General features: G+C 64.4%; 24 protein-coding genes and 1 tRNA gene. 6 read left to right on the top strand and 19 right to left on the bottom strand.

Annotation, left to right across the window (positions count from 1 at the left end; all coding sequences use genetic code 11):
• Positions 1–4: 4 nt before the first annotated feature.
• From puhC to ACETII_RS09900, 6 genes are all read left to right on the top strand, one after another.
• Positions 5–478, top strand: coding sequence for a photosynthetic complex assembly protein PuhC (gene puhC / locus ACETII_RS09925; RefSeq protein WP_472787905.1), 474 nt, complete (start codon positions 5–7; stop codon positions 476–478).
• Positions 475–786, top strand: a complete 312-nt coding sequence (locus tag ACETII_RS09920; protein WP_472787904.1) for a hypothetical protein — start codon at positions 475–477, stop codon at positions 784–786. Before puhC ends, ACETII_RS09920 begins: the two co-directional genes overlap by 4 nt.
• Entirely contained in the window at positions 783–1,844 is a 1,062-nt protein-coding gene (gene acsF, locus ACETII_RS09915) for a magnesium-protoporphyrin IX monomethyl ester (oxidative) cyclase (RefSeq protein ID WP_472787903.1), read from the top strand. The genes ACETII_RS09920 and acsF overlap by 4 nt, the downstream gene beginning before the upstream one ends.
• Positions 1,845–1,848: 4 nt before the next feature.
• Positions 1,849–2,688, top strand: a complete 840-nt coding sequence (gene puhE / locus ACETII_RS09910; protein WP_472787902.1) for a putative photosynthetic complex assembly protein PuhE — start codon at positions 1,849–1,851, stop codon at positions 2,686–2,688.
• 70 nt (positions 2,689–2,758) lie between these two features.
• Entirely contained in the window at positions 2,759–4,060 is a 1,302-nt protein-coding gene (gene hemA / locus ACETII_RS09905) for a 5-aminolevulinate synthase (RefSeq protein WP_472788146.1), read from the top strand.
• A gap of 298 nt (positions 4,061–4,358) precedes the next feature.
• Positions 4,359–4,595 (top strand): hypothetical protein, encoded by a 237-nt coding sequence (locus ACETII_RS09900; protein WP_363351101.1) that lies wholly within the window; start codon positions 4,359–4,361, stop codon positions 4,593–4,595.
• A 143-nt stretch (positions 4,596–4,738) separates the two neighbouring features.
• On the opposite strand, the gene ACETII_RS09895 is transcribed toward ACETII_RS09900, so the two are convergent.
• The 19 genes from ACETII_RS09895 to rpsH form a co-directional block, all read right to left on the bottom strand.
• A tRNA-Thr gene (locus tag ACETII_RS09895) sits at positions 4,739–4,814 on the bottom strand.
• 105 nt (positions 4,815–4,919) lie between these two features.
• Positions 4,920–5,264, bottom strand: a complete 345-nt coding sequence (locus ACETII_RS09890; protein ID WP_472787901.1) for a LapA family protein — start codon at positions 5,262–5,264, stop codon at positions 4,920–4,922.
• 109 nt (positions 5,265–5,373) lie between these two features.
• Entirely contained in the window at positions 5,374–5,664 is a 291-nt protein-coding gene (gene ihfB / locus ACETII_RS09885) for an integration host factor subunit beta (RefSeq protein ID WP_363351097.1), read from the bottom strand.
• A gap of 44 nt (positions 5,665–5,708) precedes the next feature.
• Positions 5,709–6,680, bottom strand: a complete 972-nt coding sequence (gene sppA / locus ACETII_RS09880) for a signal peptide peptidase SppA (RefSeq protein WP_363351095.1) — start codon at positions 6,678–6,680, stop codon at positions 5,709–5,711.
• A gap of 89 nt (positions 6,681–6,769) precedes the next feature.
• Positions 6,770–7,090 carry a divalent-cation tolerance protein CutA gene (cutA, locus tag ACETII_RS09875; RefSeq protein ID WP_472787900.1) on the bottom strand — a complete coding sequence of 107 codons (321 nt, stop codon included), beginning with the start codon at positions 7,088–7,090 and terminating at the stop codon, positions 6,770–6,772.
• A gap of 1 nt (position 7,091) precedes the next feature.
• On the bottom strand, positions 7,092–8,552 hold the full coding sequence (locus tag ACETII_RS09870; protein WP_472787899.1) for a DegQ family serine endoprotease: 1,461 nt from the start codon (positions 8,550–8,552) through the stop codon (positions 7,092–7,094).
• Between the two features lie 131 nt (positions 8,553–8,683).
• Positions 8,684–9,100, bottom strand: coding sequence for a 50S ribosomal protein L17 (gene rplQ, locus ACETII_RS09865; RefSeq protein WP_363351089.1), 417 nt, complete (start codon positions 9,098–9,100; stop codon positions 8,684–8,686).
• A gap of 95 nt (positions 9,101–9,195) precedes the next feature.
• Positions 9,196–10,215 carry a DNA-directed RNA polymerase subunit alpha gene (locus ACETII_RS09860; RefSeq protein WP_363351087.1) on the bottom strand — a complete coding sequence of 340 codons (1,020 nt, stop codon included), beginning with the start codon at positions 10,213–10,215 and terminating at the stop codon, positions 9,196–9,198.
• A gap of 103 nt (positions 10,216–10,318) precedes the next feature.
• Positions 10,319–10,708, bottom strand: a complete 390-nt coding sequence (rpsK, locus tag ACETII_RS09855) for a 30S ribosomal protein S11 (RefSeq protein WP_014890740.1) — start codon at positions 10,706–10,708, stop codon at positions 10,319–10,321.
• Between the two features lie 142 nt (positions 10,709–10,850).
• Entirely contained in the window at positions 10,851–11,219 is a 369-nt protein-coding gene (gene rpsM, locus ACETII_RS09850) for a 30S ribosomal protein S13 (RefSeq protein WP_341104731.1), read from the bottom strand.
• Positions 11,220–11,445: 226 nt separating this feature from the next.
• The gene (locus ACETII_RS09845; protein ID WP_472787898.1) at positions 11,446–12,741 is read right to left on the bottom strand and encodes an Hsp70 family protein; all 1,296 of its coding nucleotides are present in this window, start codon (positions 12,739–12,741) and stop codon (positions 11,446–11,448) included.
• A gap of 68 nt (positions 12,742–12,809) precedes the next feature.
• Entirely contained in the window at positions 12,810–13,391 is a 582-nt protein-coding gene (locus ACETII_RS09840) for an adenylate kinase (RefSeq protein WP_363351082.1), read from the bottom strand.
• Positions 13,388–14,722 (bottom strand): preprotein translocase subunit SecY, encoded by a 1,335-nt coding sequence (gene secY / locus ACETII_RS09835; protein WP_363351080.1) that lies wholly within the window; start codon positions 14,720–14,722, stop codon positions 13,388–13,390. Before secY ends, ACETII_RS09840 begins: the two co-directional genes overlap by 4 nt.
• 163 nt (positions 14,723–14,885) lie before the next feature.
• Positions 14,886–15,362 carry a 50S ribosomal protein L15 gene (rplO, locus tag ACETII_RS09830; RefSeq protein WP_472787897.1) on the bottom strand — a complete coding sequence of 159 codons (477 nt, stop codon included), beginning with the start codon at positions 15,360–15,362 and terminating at the stop codon, positions 14,886–14,888.
• Between the two features lie 10 nt (positions 15,363–15,372).
• Positions 15,373–15,564 (bottom strand): 50S ribosomal protein L30, encoded by a 192-nt coding sequence (rpmD, locus tag ACETII_RS09825; protein WP_363351076.1) that lies wholly within the window; start codon positions 15,562–15,564, stop codon positions 15,373–15,375.
• 14 nt (positions 15,565–15,578) lie between these two features.
• Positions 15,579–16,151 carry a 30S ribosomal protein S5 gene (rpsE, locus tag ACETII_RS09820; protein WP_363351074.1) on the bottom strand — a complete coding sequence of 191 codons (573 nt, stop codon included), beginning with the start codon at positions 16,149–16,151 and terminating at the stop codon, positions 15,579–15,581.
• Between the two features lie 78 nt (positions 16,152–16,229).
• Positions 16,230–16,592: a 50S ribosomal protein L18 gene (gene rplR, locus ACETII_RS09815; protein ID WP_363351072.1), complete on the bottom strand. Its 363-nt coding sequence runs from the start codon at positions 16,590–16,592 to the stop codon at positions 16,230–16,232.
• Positions 16,593–16,604: 12 nt separating this feature from the next.
• On the bottom strand, positions 16,605–17,138 hold the full coding sequence (rplF, locus tag ACETII_RS09810; protein ID WP_363351070.1) for a 50S ribosomal protein L6: 534 nt from the start codon (positions 17,136–17,138) through the stop codon (positions 16,605–16,607).
• A 38-nt stretch (positions 17,139–17,176) separates the two neighbouring features.
• Entirely contained in the window at positions 17,177–17,575 is a 399-nt protein-coding gene (gene rpsH, locus ACETII_RS09805) for a 30S ribosomal protein S8 (protein WP_341104716.1), read from the bottom strand.

Here is a 17,575-nt window from a genome sequence, read left to right as displayed (position 1 = left end):
TGTCATGAGTCAGGCGTCCATTGGCGACAGAAACGGCGGACATGATGGCGTGCCGCGCGGCGTCTTGCGCGGGGCCGCAGTCCTGATCGGCTTTGCGCTCCTTGCCGCCGGCGTGGCGCGGCGCACCGATGTCGGCACGCTGCATATGCCCGCGGCGGATGCGGTCGAGACGCTCGCGCTCAGCTTCGAGGATCGGGCGGACGGCGCGGTCGCCGTTCGCGAGGCGCGCGAGGGCGTCATCTATGTCGTGCAGCCCGGCGCCTATGGGTTCATTCGCTCGACGTTGCGCGGCCTTGCGCGCGAGCGCCGCCGCGCCGATCTCGACGCCACGGCTCCCTTCATGCTGACGCGCTGGAGCGACGGCACCGTCTCTCTCGAAGACCCGAGCACCCATCGCCGCGTCAATCTCGACGCCTTCGGCCCGGACAACGCCCGCGCCTTCGCGCAACTCTTCGACGAAAGGCGCGGCAAGCCATGAAACCAAACTGGATCGTCGCGCTCACCCGTCAGACGTTCGAAGCGCCCTGCACTGTCGAGATCGGCCACACCGCCGAAAGTCTCTTCGCCCATGTCGAGATCGAAGGCGATTTCGAGATCCGGCCGGGGGATCGCGTGCTGGTGCTAAACGCCCCGACGGAGACGCCCTTCGGCTATCGCATCAAAGTGGCGCGCCGCGCGACGATCATTCGCGCCGGCGTGATCGAGCGTCTCTGGACGCGGCTTTGCGGCAATTTCGAACTCACCGAACTCTATGACGTCAGCTTCACGAACAGGAGAGCGCTATGAACGCCCCGTTGCGTCAGAATGTGTCGCTCGAAGCGACCCGCGTCGCCCAGGAAGATACGCTGCTCAGCCCGCGTTTCTACACGACGGATTTCGACGAACTCGACAAGACCGACGTTTCCGCTGTGCGCAAGGAGTGGGACGAGCTGATGGCGGAGCTGCGCTCCGACCCCAACAACAAGCACTTTCAGCGCACCGAGGAATTCGACGCGGACTTCGTTTATCCAGCGGAGCTCGACAAGGAGTTCCGTGACTTTCTCATCAGCTCGATCACCGCGGAGTTTTCCGGCTGCGTGCTCTACGCCGAAATGAAGAAGCGGGCGAAAAATGAGGACATGAAGAATCTCTTCGCGATGATGAGCCGCGATGAGGCGCGTCACGCCGGCTTCATCAACGATACGCTCAAAGATTTCGGCGTGGGCGTCGACCTGAGCTTTTTGACGAAGACGAAGAAATACACCTATTTCAAACCGAAGTTCATCTTCTACGCCACCTATCTTTCCGAGAAGATCGGCTATGCCCGTTACATCACGATCTATCGTCAGCTCGAACGTCATCCGGAGCGGCGCTTTCATCCGATCTTCAAATGGTTCGAAAAATGGTGCAATGACGAATTTCGGCACGGCGAAGCCTTCGCCCTGTTGATGCGCGCCAATCCGAAGCTGATCTCCGGCCATAACGTCTACTGGATCAAATTCTTTCTGCTCGCGGTCTTCGCGACGATGTACGTGCGCGACCATTGCCGGCCCGCCTTCCATGCGGCGCTCGGCGTCGATCCCGACGACTACGACTTCAAGGTCCTTCGCTTGACCTCCGAAATTTCCAGGCAGGTCTTCCCGATCACGCTCGATCTCGATCATCCCGCCTTCAAGGCGGGGCTCGACCGGCTCGTCGAGATCGAGCGCGGCATCGCTGAGGCGAAGCGGCGCGGCGGCGTTTTCGGAAGGATCAGACAGGCCGCTCTTTCCGCCGCGGCGGCGGCGACGTTCGCGCGCCTCTATTTTCTACCGTCGAAATCCAACGCGCTGCCGGCGGATATCCGCCTGGCGCCAGTGTGGTGACCGCATGTCCGCTTACGCGCCGCCGATCGTCGCCACGCTCCTGCTCTGGTGGGCGAGCACAGGCCTGATCCTTTATCTCGACGGGCTTTCCCGGCGCAGCTTTCCCTGGAGCATGACAGGCGCCACGGCGGGCTTCCTGCTCGCCTTATGGGGCATGGTCGCAACAGGCGGAACGACGAGCGCCGCCTCGGCCTATTGCGCCTTTTGCTGCGGGCTCATGGCCTGGGGCTGGCAGCTCGTCAGCTATTACATGGGCTTCATCACCGGCCCGAGCCGGGCGCCCTGCCCGCCTGATCTGCGCGGCTGGCCTCGTTTCGTCGCCGCGGTGCGCACGAGTCTTTATCACGAGCTGGCGATTGTCATTTGCGCGGTCGGCCTCGTGGCGCTCACCTGGGACCAGCCCAACCAGATCGGCGTTTGGACCTTTCTCATCCTGTGGTGGATGCACACCAGCGCCAAACTCAATCTCTTTTTCGGCGCGCCGAACTTGAGCGAAGAGCTTCTGCCGGAACATCTGCGCTATCTCGTGACCTATATGCGTCGCCGGCCGATGAACCTTTTCTTCCCGGTTTCGGTGACGGCCTCGACCATCGTCGCGGTCTTGATCGGGCAACGGGATCTGGCGACGACAATTCCATTCGAACTTGTCGGTTACACGATCCTCGCAACGCTGATGGCGCTCGCCGTCGCCGAACACTGGTTCCTTGTCGCGCCGTTGCACGCCAACGCGCTGTGGTCCTGGGGCGTCAAGAATGTGGACGCTTCGGGCGCCGCCAGCGGTCGCGAAAACATCGACCCCTTGCGCGCGGTCATGGACGTCACCCGCGTCGCGGGCAGAATTTAGCGTCACGAAGAATGGTGCCGAAAAAGTGATGAATGAAACGCCGATGGAGAGTCTTATGAACCCGATGGCTTTGTCCTACGACCAGCACTTCCAGTCGGCGATCGCGCGATTGAAAATGGAAAACCGCTATCGGATCTTCGCCAATCTCGAACGCGACGCGACGCGCTTCCCGACGGCGCTGTGGCGGCCGGAGGGAGAGGAGCATGCGCCACGCGAAGTGACGATCTGGTGCTCGAATGATTATCTCGCCATGGGCGGGCACCCTGCGTCTCTAGACGCCGCCCGCGACGCGCTGGAGCGGCATGGCGCCGGCGCCGGCGGCACGCGCAATATTTCCGGAACGCATCATCCGATTGTCGAGCTCGAAGCCGAGCTTTCCGATCTGCACGGCAAACCGGCGGCGCTGGTCTTTACGTCGGGCTGGGTCTCCAATCTCGCCAGCATCTCGACGATTGCGACGCTTTTGCCCAACTGTCTGATTCTTTCCGACGCCCTCAATCACAATTCGATGATCGAAGGCGTGAGGCGTTCGGGCTGCGAAAAGCAGGTCTGGCGTCACAACGACGTCGATCATCTCGAAGAGCTTTTGCAGGCCGCCGGCCGCGACCGCGCGAAGCTCATCGTCTTCGAAAGCCTTTACTCCATGGACGGCGACATCGCGCCGGTCGAGAAAATTGTCGCGCTCGCGGAAAAATACAATGCGCTGACCTATGTCGACGAGGTGCATGCGGTCGGCATGTATGGGGCGCGCGGCGGCGGCATCTGCCAGCGCGAAGGCGTGGAAAGCCGCGTCGACGTCATCGAGGGCACGCTCGCCAAGGGGTTCGGCGCGCTCGGCGGCTATATTGCGGCGAGCCCGGCGATCGTCGACGCTGTGCGCAGTTACGCGCCGCAATTCATCTTCACAACCACCTTGCCGCCCATGGTCGCGGCCTGCGCGCGGGCCGCGGTGCGCCATCTCAAACATTCCGGCGAAGAACGCGCGCGCCACCAGCATATGGCGCTGATGACCAAGCATGCGCTGCGCGCCGCCGGTCTGCCGGTGATGGACAATGTCTCGCACATCGTGCCCGTGATGGTCGGCGACGCGGCACGGTGCAAGGCGGCGAGCGATCTGCTGCTGCGCCGTCATTCGATCTACATTCAGCCGATCAATTATCCGACGGTGGCGATCGGGACGGAGCGTTTGCGCATCACGCCGACCCCGCGGCACGACGAGGCGCATGTGGCCGAGCTCGTGGAGGCGATGGTCGACGTCTGGTCGACGCTTGGCCTGCCTTTCACCGAATCCCACGTGATTCCGCTGCAACCGCGCGCGTCGGCCGCAAGAGGCCAATGCGCCTATCTCGAACTGAAGAACGCCGCCGAGTAGAAAAGGCGATGACGCTCACGGCGGAGCCAACCCGCCGCGCGTCGCGCAGTCGACGCTGCGTTATACGGCGATCCGACGCTCATTTTTTCAGGGAGCGTCGATCGCGCGCCGCGACGGCGTCTCCGCCATTTTTGTACCGCCGCGACCCTGGCTGCGAGCCTTAAACATTCGACGTTGTCGTGACGTTGATCAACCGTACGGCACGCCGAGTCGACCTTTCCGATGCGCTTGCCAGTGAGGCCAATTCGAGCCACTCTGCTCTCCGCGGAACAGCGCAACCAAAGCGGGGACGCCGGAAATGTCTTTCAACGACAGAACCAAGCGTGGAATCATTCTGGCCGCCGCCGTTCTGGCGGGACTCATATCCTTCTGGCTGGCCTTGCTTGTGCTGTTACTGGCGGCGCTCCTGATTGCGTGGGGTCAGGAGCCACAAAAGACCGAGGAGCTCTTGGGAGGCTTGCCTTACGGCCCCTCTCTCCTGAAGGCGCTCGCCCAAATCGACCTTCTGCTGTCGTCGCAACGGGTGGAAAAGTGATTTTCTGTCGCTCTAACTGAGCAATCGTCCGTCCAAAAGTCGAGGTCGAAGCCGCTGCAAACGGATGCGTTGAGAGGTTAGCGAAAAGCCCATGCTTCTCAGCGCTGACCGACGCAGATGGGGCGATGACTTCTTGATGCGAGTGGTGCCGCAAGAGGGATTCGAACCCCCGACCCCATCATTACGAATGATGTGCTCTACCAGCTGAGCTATTGCGGCAAGCGCGGCCAAGCGCGCGGCTTTCTCTTATCGACGCCCGCGCCGTTTTTCAAGCGGCGGAGGCGAGGATTTTCATTTTGACTGCCGAATGAGGCCTGGCTCCCGTCAGCGCTTGCCGGCCTTGGCGCTCCCCTCCGCGGGCAACTGGGCGAGGGCCTGCTGTCGGAGTTTCTCGATTTCGAGCCGCGTCTTCTTTGCTTCGGCGCGGGCCACCTTGGCGGCGCGGCGGACCCCCAAATGCCCCAGCCAGGAGGAAACGCCTCCCGCCAGCACGCCAATCGCCATGGCGGCGAGCACCACGATGAACATCGGCGCCTCGATCGACGCCCCCGTGTCGGGCGGCGAAAACGGATCGAGCCCGATCTTCACGGGAGCGCGATTCGCCATGGAAAAAAACAGGATGAGCAGCGCCAGCGGAACGAAAATAATGATGCGCAGTATGGCTTTCATGAGCTTTTCCCCGTTGCTCGGCGACGCGCCGGAGTTTAGACGACAGCGCGCTGGCCGCGGGAGCCCGGCGTCATATGTTTGTGCCGCTGGCCACGCGGCCAGCCTCGGCTCAGCCCTGGTAATTCTCGTTCAGCCGCTCACGCATCTCCTTGCCGGTCTTGAAGAAAGGCACGCATTTTTCCTGCACGGAGACCTGCGCCCCGGTGCGCGGGTTGCGGCCTGTGCGGGCGTCCCGCTTCTTGACGGAAAAAGCGCCGAAGCCGCGCAACTCGACCCGATCGCCGCGCGCGAGCGCCGCTGTGATCTCGTCGAGGATGGTGCTGACAATCGTTTCCACGTCACGCTGATAGAGATGGCTGTTGCGACGCGCGATGCGCTGAATAAGTTCGGATTTGATCATCCCCGGCCCATCTATCTAGTTGCAGCAAAACGCCTTGCGCCGATTCAGCGCGCGTCGGAACCCTGCCAAATCGCCAAAAGACCGTCAAGACTGCTGCGTCTTTCGACCGTCACGGCCTGATCAAGCGCCACCGCCAGCGTTTCCAGACCCAGGAGCCGGGCGGCGCCCGCCGCGCCCTCGACGAGGCCGAGGCGCTCGAAGCTCGCCTTCTTCTTCCAGTCGCGCACCGGCAGATCCTTGGCAATCTTCTTATTGGCTTCGAGCCAGGCAATCGCTTCGCGCTCGCCGCCGAGAATGTCGACGAGCTTCAAGGGCACGCCCTGCCGCGCCGTGAACACGCGCCCGTCGGCGACCTTCGCCAGGGCGGCGTCGTCGAGATGCCGCCGCTCCTTCACCAAGTCCTTGAACCAGGCGTAGGAATCGGCCACCAGACTGGCGATCGCCGCCCGCGCCGCTTCACTCGTCGGCTCGAACCCGTTCGGCGAGGCTTTGAGCGGCGAGGATTTCACTTCCTCGACTTTTACGCCGAGCGAATCCAGCAGCTTGTAGAAATTGGGATACTGGAACAAGACGCCGATCGACCCGACCAGCGCATTGCCCTCCGCGACAATCGTGTCCGTCGCGATCGCCGCGATATAGGCGCCCGAAGCGGCCAGGGAGCCGACCACCGCGACAACCGGCTTCTTTTCATTGAGACGCCGCAGCTCGTCATAGAGCTTTTCGGCGCCCGTCGTCGTGCCGCCGGGGCTGTCGATGGCGAGCAGCACCGCCTTGGCCTGGCTCGAGTCGCCGATCTTTTTGATCAGATCGATCGTGTCTTTATCCCCCAGGATCATCCCCTGAAGGGAGAGCCGGGCGATATGCGGGGTCAGCTTATCGGTCGAATCGGCCCCGGTGACGCGGGAGACAAGCGCCACCAGGGCGAACCCTGCCGCAGCGATGGCGGCCATGCGCCACCAGCTGAGCTTGCGCCGGAGGCGGCGGCGGTCAATCAGATAATCGGTGGGCGCGGTCATGTCTCTCTCTTGCGAGCCTTCTACTTTGCCGCCGTAGGTAAGCTCAGTTTGCGGCTTTGAAAAGCCGTCGGGCGCAAGCGCGCCGCTTTTCAGGCGCGCCGGGTCGACTCCATGACCCACGCCGCATAGGCGGGATCGGCCTCCGCGACATCGACGCGCAGGATTTCAGGCGTCTCATAACAGTGCAGGCGGCGGACCAAAGCAGCGAGCGCCGCATAGTCGTCGGCGCGATGCTTCATCTGCAGCAGCAGTTCCTGCGTCTCGCAGACCTCGTCCTTCCAGACGTAATGGCTGGACGTCGCCGTGATCTGCACACAGGCCGCGAGCCGCGCGTCGAGCACCGCGCGGGCGAGCGCCCGAGCGCTTTCGGCCGAATCGACCGAGGTGACGAGAATCGCGACGGCGCTCATTCTAGCCGCCAACCACGGTCGTGAAGACCTGTCCGCCTCGCCCGATGGTGATCTTCCAGTAATAGGCGCGCGACGCCGCGGCTTTCTCCAGGTCGCGCGTCGTCTCCACCTTCTGGTCGTTGACGGCGAGCACGACGTCGCCGCGCTGCAACGCGAGCTGCTGGGCGAGGGAGCCGTCCTCGATGTCCGAAACGACGACGCCATTGGTGGCGCCTTGAACCGACATCTCCTCCACGACGGCCGGCGAGATATTGACCACCGTCGCGCCCGAGAAGGGGGACTGGCCTTTGAGTTTCACCGTATCGCGCGCGGGGACCTCGGGGGCCGGGGTGAGCCGTATCTGCACGGTGGTCTTCTTCCCGCCGCGCAGCACGCCGAGCGTCGCCTGACCGCCGAGCGGCTTGGTGCCGAGACGATAGCCAACCGCCTCTGGATCGTCCGCCGACTGTCCGTCGACGGCAATGATCACATCGCCGCGCTTGAGGCCCGCTTCGGCGGCCGGGCCTTTCGGCTCGACGTCGGCAAGGAGCGCGCCGGCCGGCCGCTCGAGGCTGAGGCCCTCGGCGATCTCCTGCGACATGGTCTGAAGCGTCGCGCCGAGCCAGGGGCGGCGCACGAGCTTGCCGCCGCCCTTGGCCGCCGCGAGCACGTTCTTGACCATGTTGACGGGGATCGCGAAGCCGATGCCGACCGAGCCGCCGGATTTGGAGAAAATCGCCGAATTAATGCCGACGACGCGCGCATTCATATCGACGAGCGGCCCGCCGGAATTGCCGGGATTGATGGCGGCGTCGGTCTGGATGAAGAACCCATAGTCGGAAATGCCGACATGGGTGCGCGCCAGCGCCGAGACGATGCCCTGCGTCACGGTCTGGCCGACGCCAAAGGGATTGCCGATCGCGAGCGTCAGATCGCCGACTTCGAGCGCGTCGGAATCGCCGAGCTCCATCGTCGGAAAGGCGCCGCCGTCGGCGAGTTTGAGCACCGCAAGGTCCGTGCGCGGATCGCGCAGCAGGATTTTCGCCGGGAATTCGCGCTTGTCGGCGAGGGCGACCTTCACATCGGTCATATTCTCGATGACGTGGTTGTTTGTCACGACGAGTCCCGAGGGGTCGACGATGACGCCCGAGCCCAGCGACTGCGCCATGGGCGAGCGGCCGGGCATGCCGCCGCCTTCGCCGAAAAAGCGCCGGAAAATCGGATCGTCGAGAAGCGGATTGGCCGGCATGCGCTCGACGCGCGAGGCGAAGACGTTGACGACCGCCGGCTGCGCCTTCTTCACGACCGGCGCGAAGGAATAGGCGATCTCGGCGCGGTTCCTCGGTATCGCCGGGCCTTCGGCGGCCGCCGGGACGGCCGGCGCGCTTTGCGCCCGCGCGCGCGCCGGTTCGAAGTTCGATACGGGCAAGGCGGCGGCGCAGCCGAGGGCCGCGAAAAGGACATGTCGCAAAGCAAGGCGCATCTGCCGCTCCGGTCTAAGAATCATCGCGCGGGAATATATGCGCGAAATCCAGCCGCGGCGAGAACAAGGGACGCAAAGAAAAAGGCGGCCGCGCCGGCCGCCTTCTATAGATCTGCCAAAAAGGAGGACGTTTACGCCTCTCCTTCCTCGGCGCCGAGGACGGGGCCCGAATCCTGCCCGCGGGCGTCGACGTCGCGGTCGACGAATTCGATGACGGCGAGCGGGGCGTTGTCGCCATAGCGGAAGCCCGCCTTCATCACGCGGGTGTAGCCGCCGTTGCGGTCCTTGTAGCGCGGCCCGAGCACCTCGAAGAGCTTGCCGACGAGCTTCACGTCCTTGATCTGGGCGATGGCCTGACGGCGGGCGTGGAGATCGCCGCGCTTGCCGAGCGTCACGAGCTTCTCGACGACCGGGCGCAGATCCTTGGCCTTGGGCAGCGTCGTGACGATCTGCTCGTGCTTGATCAGCGCCTGCGCCATATTGGCGAACATCGCCTTGCGGTGCTCGTGGGTGCGGCCGAAACGGCGCTTCTTGTGACCGTGATACATCTGGGCTCTCCGTTGCTTATGCGGCCGCCGTGCCAAGGAACGGCCGTCTCTTATCCCCTCTCGCCTTGCCGAATGAGAGGGTTGGGGTGAGGCGCTTAGTAATGCTCCTCGAAGCGCTTGGCGAGGTCGTCGATGTTCTCCGGCGGCCAGCCGGGGACTTCCATGCCGAGGTGCAGGCCCATCTGAGCCAGCACTTCCTTGATCTCGTTCAAGGACTTGCGGCCGAAGTTCGGAGTGCGCAGCATTTCCGCTTCGGACTTCTGGATGAGGTCGCCGATATAGACGATGTTGTCGTTCTTCAGGCAGTTCGCCGAGCGCACCGACAGCTCCAGCTCGTCCACCTTCTTGAGCAGCGCCGGATTGAAGGCGAGCTGCGGGATCGACGGAGCGGCCTCTTCGCGGCGCGGCTCCTCGAAATTGACGAAGACGTTGAGCTGATCTTGAAGGATGCGCGCCGAAAAGGCGAGCGCGTCCTCCGGCGTGATGGCGCCGTTGGTCTCGATGGTCATGGTCAGCTTGTCGTAGTCGAGCACCTGTCCCTCGCGGGTGTTCTCGACGCGGTAGCTGACCTTCTTGACGGGCGAGTAGAGGCTGTCGACCGGGATGAGGCCGATCGGCGCGTCCTCGGCGCGGTTGCGATCGGCCGGAACATAGCCCTTGCCGGTCGAGACCGTGAATTCGATGCGAATTTCGGCGCCCTCGTCGAGCGTGCAGATGACGAGGTCGGGATTGAGGATCTGGACGTCGCCCGTCGCCTGGATGTCGCCGGCCGTGACCGCGCCGGGGCCGGTCTTCTTGAGGGTCAGGCGCTTGACGCCCTCGCCCTGATATTTGATGGCGATGTCCTTGATGTTGAGGACGATGTCGGTCACGTCCTCGCGCACGCCCGGGATCGAGGAGAACTCGTGCAGGACGCCGTCGATGTGGATGGAGGTGATCGCCGCGCCCTGCAGCGACGAAAGAAGAATGCGGCGCAGGGCGTTGCCGAGCGTCACGCCGAAGCCGCGCTCCAGCGGTTCGGCGACGGCGGTGGCCACGCGGCGCGGATCGTCGCCGGCGGTCACGTCGAGCTTGTTCGGCTTGATGAGTTCCTGCCAGTTCTTCTGGATGCTCACTGGGACGCCTTTCCTTGAAGCTCCTGAACGCGGCCCGGCGGGGAGGAGGCCGGGACCGCGCGCGAAATATGCTCGATGAAAGTGGGCTTCTCGCGCCCTGGCGTCAGACGCGCCGGCGCTTGCGCGGGCGGCAGCCGTTGTGCGGGATCGGCGTCACGTCGCGGATCGAGGTGACGGTGAAGCCCGCCGCCTGCAGCGCGCGCAGCGCGGACTCGCGGCCCGAGCCGGGGCCCGAAACCTCGACCTCGAGCGTGCGAACGCCATGCTCGCCCGCTTTGCGGGCGGCGTCCTCGGCGGCCATCTGCGCGGCGTAGGGCGTCGACTTGCGCGAGCCCTTGAAGCCCATCGAGCCGGCCGACGACCAGGACACAGTGTTGCCCTGCGCGTCGGTGATGGTGATCATGGTGTTGTTGAACGTCGAATTCACGTGCGCGACGCCGGAAACGATGTTCTTGCGCTCGCGGCGACGAACGCGGGTGGTGTCCTTGGCCATTTCTGTTCCTGTCCTTCAGACGCGCCCGTAACGCCAGGCGCTGGGGAGTTGAGGTCGTCGTCGTCTCGTCATTGCCGGGTGCGCCCCGGCCATCCCGGACGATCCCCGGAACCGGTCCGGGGACGATCGGCGGGTCAGCCGATCACTTCTTCTTGCCGGCGATGGGCTTCGCCTTGCCCTTGCGGGTGCGCGCGTTGGTGTGCGTGCGCTGGCCGCGAACCGGGAGCTGGCGGCGATGACGCAGGCCGCGGTAGCAGCCAAGGTCCATCAGGCGCTTGATGTTGATCGCGACTTCGCGGCGCAGATCGCCTTCCACGAGATAGTCGCGGTCGATGGTCTCGCGGATTTGCAGGACTTCGGCGTCGGTGAGCTGGGCCACGCGACGTTCGGCGGGGATATTGACCTTCTCACAGATCTCAGCCGCCTTCTTGGCGCCGATGCCATGAATATACTGAAGCGCAATGACGACGCGCTTGTTGGTCGGGATGTTGACGCCTGCAATACGAGCCACGATTTTCTCCATCTCGGGCGGAGCTTGAAAGCGCCGCCGATGACCCCGCGTCCGGTGGAGGCCGGCCCTTGCGGGTATTCGGGTTTAGGGTTGCCCAGAACGCAAAAACGGAAGCCCTCCGAAGAGAACTTCCTCGAATTTTCGTCGGTATCGAGCCGATAACCAGCGTTTGCGGGGGAGTCAAGCAAAATAAGCAAAAAACGACCAAAAGAATCCCGGCCGCGCCTCACGCCGCCCGAGCAGTCCCATCAAAACCGAATTTTCGCGCCGCGTCCAGCCCCAGGCCCAGGCCCACCGCGCCGAACATGTCGCCCTCGACGATCGTCGCTTCGGGCGTCAAGCCGGTGACCGCGGCCCGGACCGCCGGTATGGCCGTCGAGCCGCCGGTGAGGAAAACGGCGTCGATGCGCTCGCCGGCAAGCCCCGCGGCGGCGAGCGTCTCCTTCAGCGTGCGTTCGAGCGCGCCGAGCTGGTCGTTGATGACCTCCTCCAGCACGCCCGAGTCAGCCTCGATCGCAAGGCCCCGCTGCACCTCGCCGAGATCAATGCTGGCGCGCGGCGTCGTCGACAGGCCGATCTTTGCCGCCTCGACCGCCAGCGCCACCGAATGGCCGCGGCGGCTCTCGATGATATCGGCGAGGCGCGCGATCTTTTCGGGCGAGAGCGCATAGCGCGCCAGCTCCTCGAGATCGCGCGAGACCTTGGGGGTATAGAGAAGATTGATCCGGTGCCAGGTGGCGAGGTCGACGAAGACGCCGTTCGGCACGAGGATCGCCTTGTCGGCGAAGGGCAGGCGCATCTCGGTCCCGAGCCCCAGATGCGGCATCACCGCCTTCAGGCTGAACAGCCGGTCGATATCCGTGCCGCCGATGTGGACGCCCTTATTGGCGAGCACGTCGCTCGCGCGGTCGGCCTTCGCCCTCCCCTGCGGCGAAACGCGCACGACGGAGAAATCCGAGGTGCCGCCGCCGATATCGCAGATGAGCGCATATTGCTCCTGGGGCGCCGTCTGCTCATAGGCGAGCGCGGCCGCGATCGGCTCGTATTGGAAGGCGATGTCGCGAAAGCCTTGCGCGCGGGCGATTTCCTCGAGCGCATCCTGCGCCCGGCGGTCTGCGGCCTGATCGTCGTCGACGAAATGCACGGGCCGTCCGAGCACGACTTGCGTCACCGGCGCCCCCGCTGCGGCGTCCGCCGCCTGCTTCAGCCGCCCGACGATCAGGCCGATAATGTCCTTGAAAGTATAAGCCTTCGTCTTGATCCGGACCGTCTCGTCCATGAGCGCCGTGCCCAGCACTGATTTCAAGCTGCGCATCAGCCGTCCGTCGGCCCCGTCTACATAAGCCTGGATAGCGGCGCGGCCGAAGATCGGCTGGCCATTCGAGAAGTCGAAGAAAATGGAGCTCGGCAGGGTGCGGCTTCCGCCTTCGAGCTCCGCCAGCGCGACTCCGTCAGCGCCCTCGACCGCGACGGTCGAATTGGACGTGCCGAAGTCGAGGCCGCAAAATGACTTCGCTTCCATGCCGCACTCTTTTGGAAAAGGTCAAAGAAACAGCGCGGCCCGGGCTTCCCGGGCCGGTGTTTCCAAGATCAGCGGCTGATCGACTTGTCGATCGCCGCGCTGACGTCGTCAATGGACGCCATGCCGTCAACTTGCTTCAACTCGCCGCGCGCGGCGTAATGGGCCGAAACCGGCGCCGTTTGTATGCGGTAAGCGTCGAGCCGCGTCTTGAAGCTTTCCGGATTGTCGTCGGCGCGCACTTCCTTGCCGGCCGCGAGCGTCTCGGCGACGCGCTTGCGCATGCGGTCGACGAGGGCGTTCTCGTCCACGACCAATTCAACGACGGCGTCCAGATTCATGCGCTTGCGCGCGAGCAGCTCGCGCAGCGCTTCGGCCTGAGCGACGGTGCGGGGAAAGCCGTCGAGGATGAAGCCATTGGCGCAATCCGGCGCGTCGATGCGCTGATCGATGATGCCAATCACCACGTCGTCGGGCACAAGCTGCCCCGCGTCCATGAGCGCCTTGGCTTTGAGGCCGATGGGAGAGCCGGCGGCGACGGCGGCGCGAAGCATGTCGCCGGTCGAGAGCTGGGGAATCCCCAATTTCTCGACAAGCCTCGCCGACTGCGTTCCCTTGCCGGCGCCCGGAGGGCCGAGAAGGACCAGTCTCATCTGCGGCGTCCCTTGAGCTTCGTCTTGCGAATCAGCCCCTCATATTGCTGCGCCTGCATATGGCCGTGGATCTGGGCGACGGTGTCCATGGTCACGCTCACCACGATGAGCAGCGACGTGCCGCCAAAGTAGAAGGGGAGATTCGCATAAGCGATGAGCCCTTCCGGCAGCAGGCAGATGATCGCGAGATAGGCGGCGCCGAGCACGGTGATGCGCATGAGCACGTCGTCGATGAACTTCGCCGTGCGCTCGCCGGGGCGAATGCCCGGAATGAAGCCGCCATGCTTCTTGAGATTGTCCGCGGTCTCCGTCGGATTGAAGACGATGGCCGTGTAGAAGAAGGCGAAGAAGACGATGAGGCCGACATAGGCCAGCATATAGAGCGGGCGACCATGGCCGAAATAGGCGGAGATCGTCGCGAAAATGCTCTCGGACCCGGTCGACTGGTAGAAATTCGCAACCGTCGTCGGCAGCAGCAGCAGGGAGGAGGCGAAAATCGGCGGGATGACGCCGGCCGTGTTGAGCTTCAGCGGCAGGAAGGACGTCTGGCCTTCGTAAACGCGGTTGCCGTGCTGGCGCTTGGGATAGGTGATCAGCAGCCGCCGCTGGGCCCGCTCCATGAAGACGATGAAGGCGATCACCAGGAAGGACATGGCGATGACGCCGACGATGATGCCGGTCGAAATCGCGCCTTGCCGGCCAAGCTCGAGCGTCGAGACGATGGCTGAGGGGAAGGCGGCGACGATACCCGCGAAGATGATCAGCGAGGAGCCGTTGCCAATGCCGCGCGACGTGATCTGCTCGCCGAGCCACATCAGGAACATGGTCCCGCCGACGAGCGTCACGACCGTGGTGATGCGGAAGAAGAGCCCCGGCTCCGTCACCACGCCCTGCTGGCCTTCGAGGCCGATCGCCATCGCATAGGCCTGGAAGGTGGCGAGCGCGACGGTGAGATAGCGCGTGTATTGGTTGAGAACCTTGCGGCCCTGCTCGCCCTCTTTCTTCAGCGACTCGAGACTCGGAAACACCGAGGTGAGCAGCTGAATGATGATCGACGCCGAAATATACGGCATGATGTTCAGAGCGAAGATGGCGCGGCGCTGCACGGCGCCGCCGGCAAACATGTTGAAGAGCTCCAACATGCCCTTCGACTGGCCGAAGAAGCTTTTCGCGAAGGCGTCGGGATCGATGCCCGGCAGCGGCACATAGGTGCCGAGGCGATAGACGATGAGCGCGCCCAGCGTGAACCAGATGCGTTTCTTGAGTTCCTCGGACTTGCCGAAGGCGGAGAGATTGACGTTGGCCGCGAGCTGCTCGGCTGCCGATGCCATGGAGGAACTCCCCTTTGTCGCGCCGGTTCGTCGTCGGCGCCTTTTTGTTAGTGGCGGGCGCGGGGAGCTGGAGGGCCGCCCGTTCGCGCGCCCGGCGATTGCGTGACGCTTCTATAAGACAAAGCGGCCGCTCATGCGAGAGCGGCCGCCCAAAAACATTGCATCAGGCGCTGGCGGCGTCGCCCGCGAGGAGCTTGACCGAACCGCCTGCGCCCTCGATCGCCGCAATGGCGCCCTTGGAGGCGGCCGAGACTTCGAAAGCGAGCTTCGCCTTGATCTCGCCCTGACCGAGGATCTTGACGCCGTCGCGCGGCTTGGTCACGAGACCGGCCGCGATGAGCGCATCGACGGTCACCGGCGCGGCGGCGTCTAGCTTGCCCGCGTCGACCGCCTGCTGAATGCGGCCAATGTTGACCTCATTGTAGTCTGTCGAGAACGGGTTGAAGAAGCCGCGCTTCGGCAGGCGACGATGCAGCGGCATCTGGCCGCCCTCGAAGCCCTTGATCGAGACGCCCGTGCGGGCCTTCTGACCCTTGACGCCACGGCCGCCGGTCTTGCCCTTGCCGGAGCCAATGCCGCGGCCAACGCGCATCCGGTCCTTGGTGGAGCCCGGATTGTCGGAGAGTTCGTTGAGTTTCATTGCCGCGTCCTCACTTCTCGTCGACGATTTTGACGAGATGCGCCACCTTGGCGATCATGCCGCGCACCGCCGGGGTGTCTTCCAGCTGGCGTTTGCGGCCGATGCGCGTCAGGCCGAGGCCGAGAAGGGTCCTGCGCTGACGCTCCGGACGGCCGATCGGGCTGCCCGTCTGCTCGACGGTGATCTGCTTGGTGTTCGCCATGTCAGATCCCTCCCTTAAGCGTCGACGGCGTCGGCGTCGACGCCCTGGCGGCGCGCCTGCAGCGCGGACACCTTGAGCGAACGACGCGCGGCGACCGAACGCGGCGAGTCCTCACGGCCCAGCGCGTCGAAGGTCGCGCGGATCATGTTGTAGGGGTTCGACGAGCCCTGGCTCTTGGCGACGACGTCATGCATGCCGAGCGTCTCGAAGACGGCGCGCATCGGGCCGCCGGCGATGATGCCCGTGCCGGCCGGGGCGGCGCGCAGGATCACGCGGCCCGAGCCATGGCGGCCGTAGACGTCATGATGCAGCGTGCGGCCCTCGCGCAGCGGCACGCGGATCAGCGCGCGCTTGGCGGCTTCCGTCGCCTTGCGGATCGCTTCCGGCACTTCGCGCGCCTTGCCGTGGCCAAAGCCCACGCGGCCTTTCTGGTCGCCGACGACGACGAGGGCGGCGAAACCGAAACGACGGCCGCCCTTCACCACTTTCGCGACGCGATTGATGTGGACCAGACGATCCACGAATTCGCTGTCGCGCTCTTCCCGATCGCGATCGCGACCGCGACCGCCTTCACCTTCACGCGCCATTGTTTCTTCCGTCACTTACGCGGCGCCAGCGCCGCTCGCTTCGTTTCTCTGTCCCCCCGCGCGCGGGGAGAAGAATGCTTAGAACTGCAACCCGCCTTCGCGCGCGCCGTCGGCCAACGCCTTGACGCGGCCGTGATACATATAGGCGCCGCGGTCGAACACCACCTCGGTGACGCCCTTCGCGGTCGCGCGCTCCGCCAGCAGCTTGCCGACGGTCTTGGCCGCTTCGACATTCGCGCCGGTCTTCAGAGCCTCGCGATTGGCCTTTTCGATCGACGAGGCGGCGACCAGAGTCTGGCCGTTCTCGTCGTCGATGATCTGAGCGTAGATCTGCTTCGACGAGCGGAACACGGAGAGACGCGGGCGGCCATAGGCGCGCTCGCGGATCGCCTTGCGGACACGCGCCTTGCGGCGCTGTTCGATGCTGACATCCTTGGCCATGGCGGCGAGTCCTTACTTCTTCTTGCCTTCCTTGCGGAAGATAAATTCGTTGGCGTATTTGACGCCCTTGCCCTTGTAGGGCTCGGGGCCGCGCAGCGCGCGGATCTCGGCCGCAACCTGGCCGACCTGCTGCTTGTCGATGCCGCTGATCGTGATCTCCGTCGGCTTCGGCGTCGCGATCGCGATGCCCGCCGGGATCGGATAATTCACGTCATGCGAATAACCGAGCGCGAGTTGCAGGACCTTGCCCTGAACCGCGGCGCGATAGCCGACGCCGGTGATCTCCAGCTTCTTTTCGAAGCCGTTCGTCACGCCGACGACGAGATTGTTGACGCGGGCGCGCGAGGTGCCCCACAGCGCGCGGGCGCGCTTGGAGTCGTTGCGCGGGTCGACCTTGATGGCGTTGTCCTGATAAGCGACGGCGACGTCGTCGGGCACCAGGAACTCGAGCTGGCCCTTCGAGCCCTTCACGGACACGAGCTGGCCGTCGACCTTGGCGGTGACGCCGGCCGGAACGACCACAGGCTTCTTGCCGATACGAGACATTGTTGCAATTCCTGTTCAGTCTGAGCGCTTGTGCGAGGTCAGAAGACCTTGCACAGCACCTCGCCGCCGACGTTGTTCTCACGCGCCGCGTGATCGGCCATCACGCCCTTGGGCGTCGACATGATGGTGACGCCCAGGCCATTGGCCACGCGCGGCACCGCGTCGACCGCCGCATAGACGCGACGACCCGGACGCGACACGCGCTCGATCTGCTTGATCACCGGTTCGCCGTCGAAATATTTCAGCTCGATCTCGAACTCGGTCCGGCCATTGCCGAAATCGGTCGTCGAATAGCCGCGGATGTAACCCTCGTCCTTGAGCACGTCGAGGACGTGGGCGCGCAGCTTCGAGCCGGGCGTCGACACTTTCGACTTGCGGCGCATCTGCGCATTGCGGATGCGGGTGAGGAGATCTCCCAAAGGATCATTGATCGCCAT

The organism is Methylocystis sp. NC52PC (genome assembly GCF_055698645.1).
The sequence above is the reverse complement of the archived record's forward strand: the minus strand, read 5'-3'. Positions and strand labels throughout refer to the sequence as shown.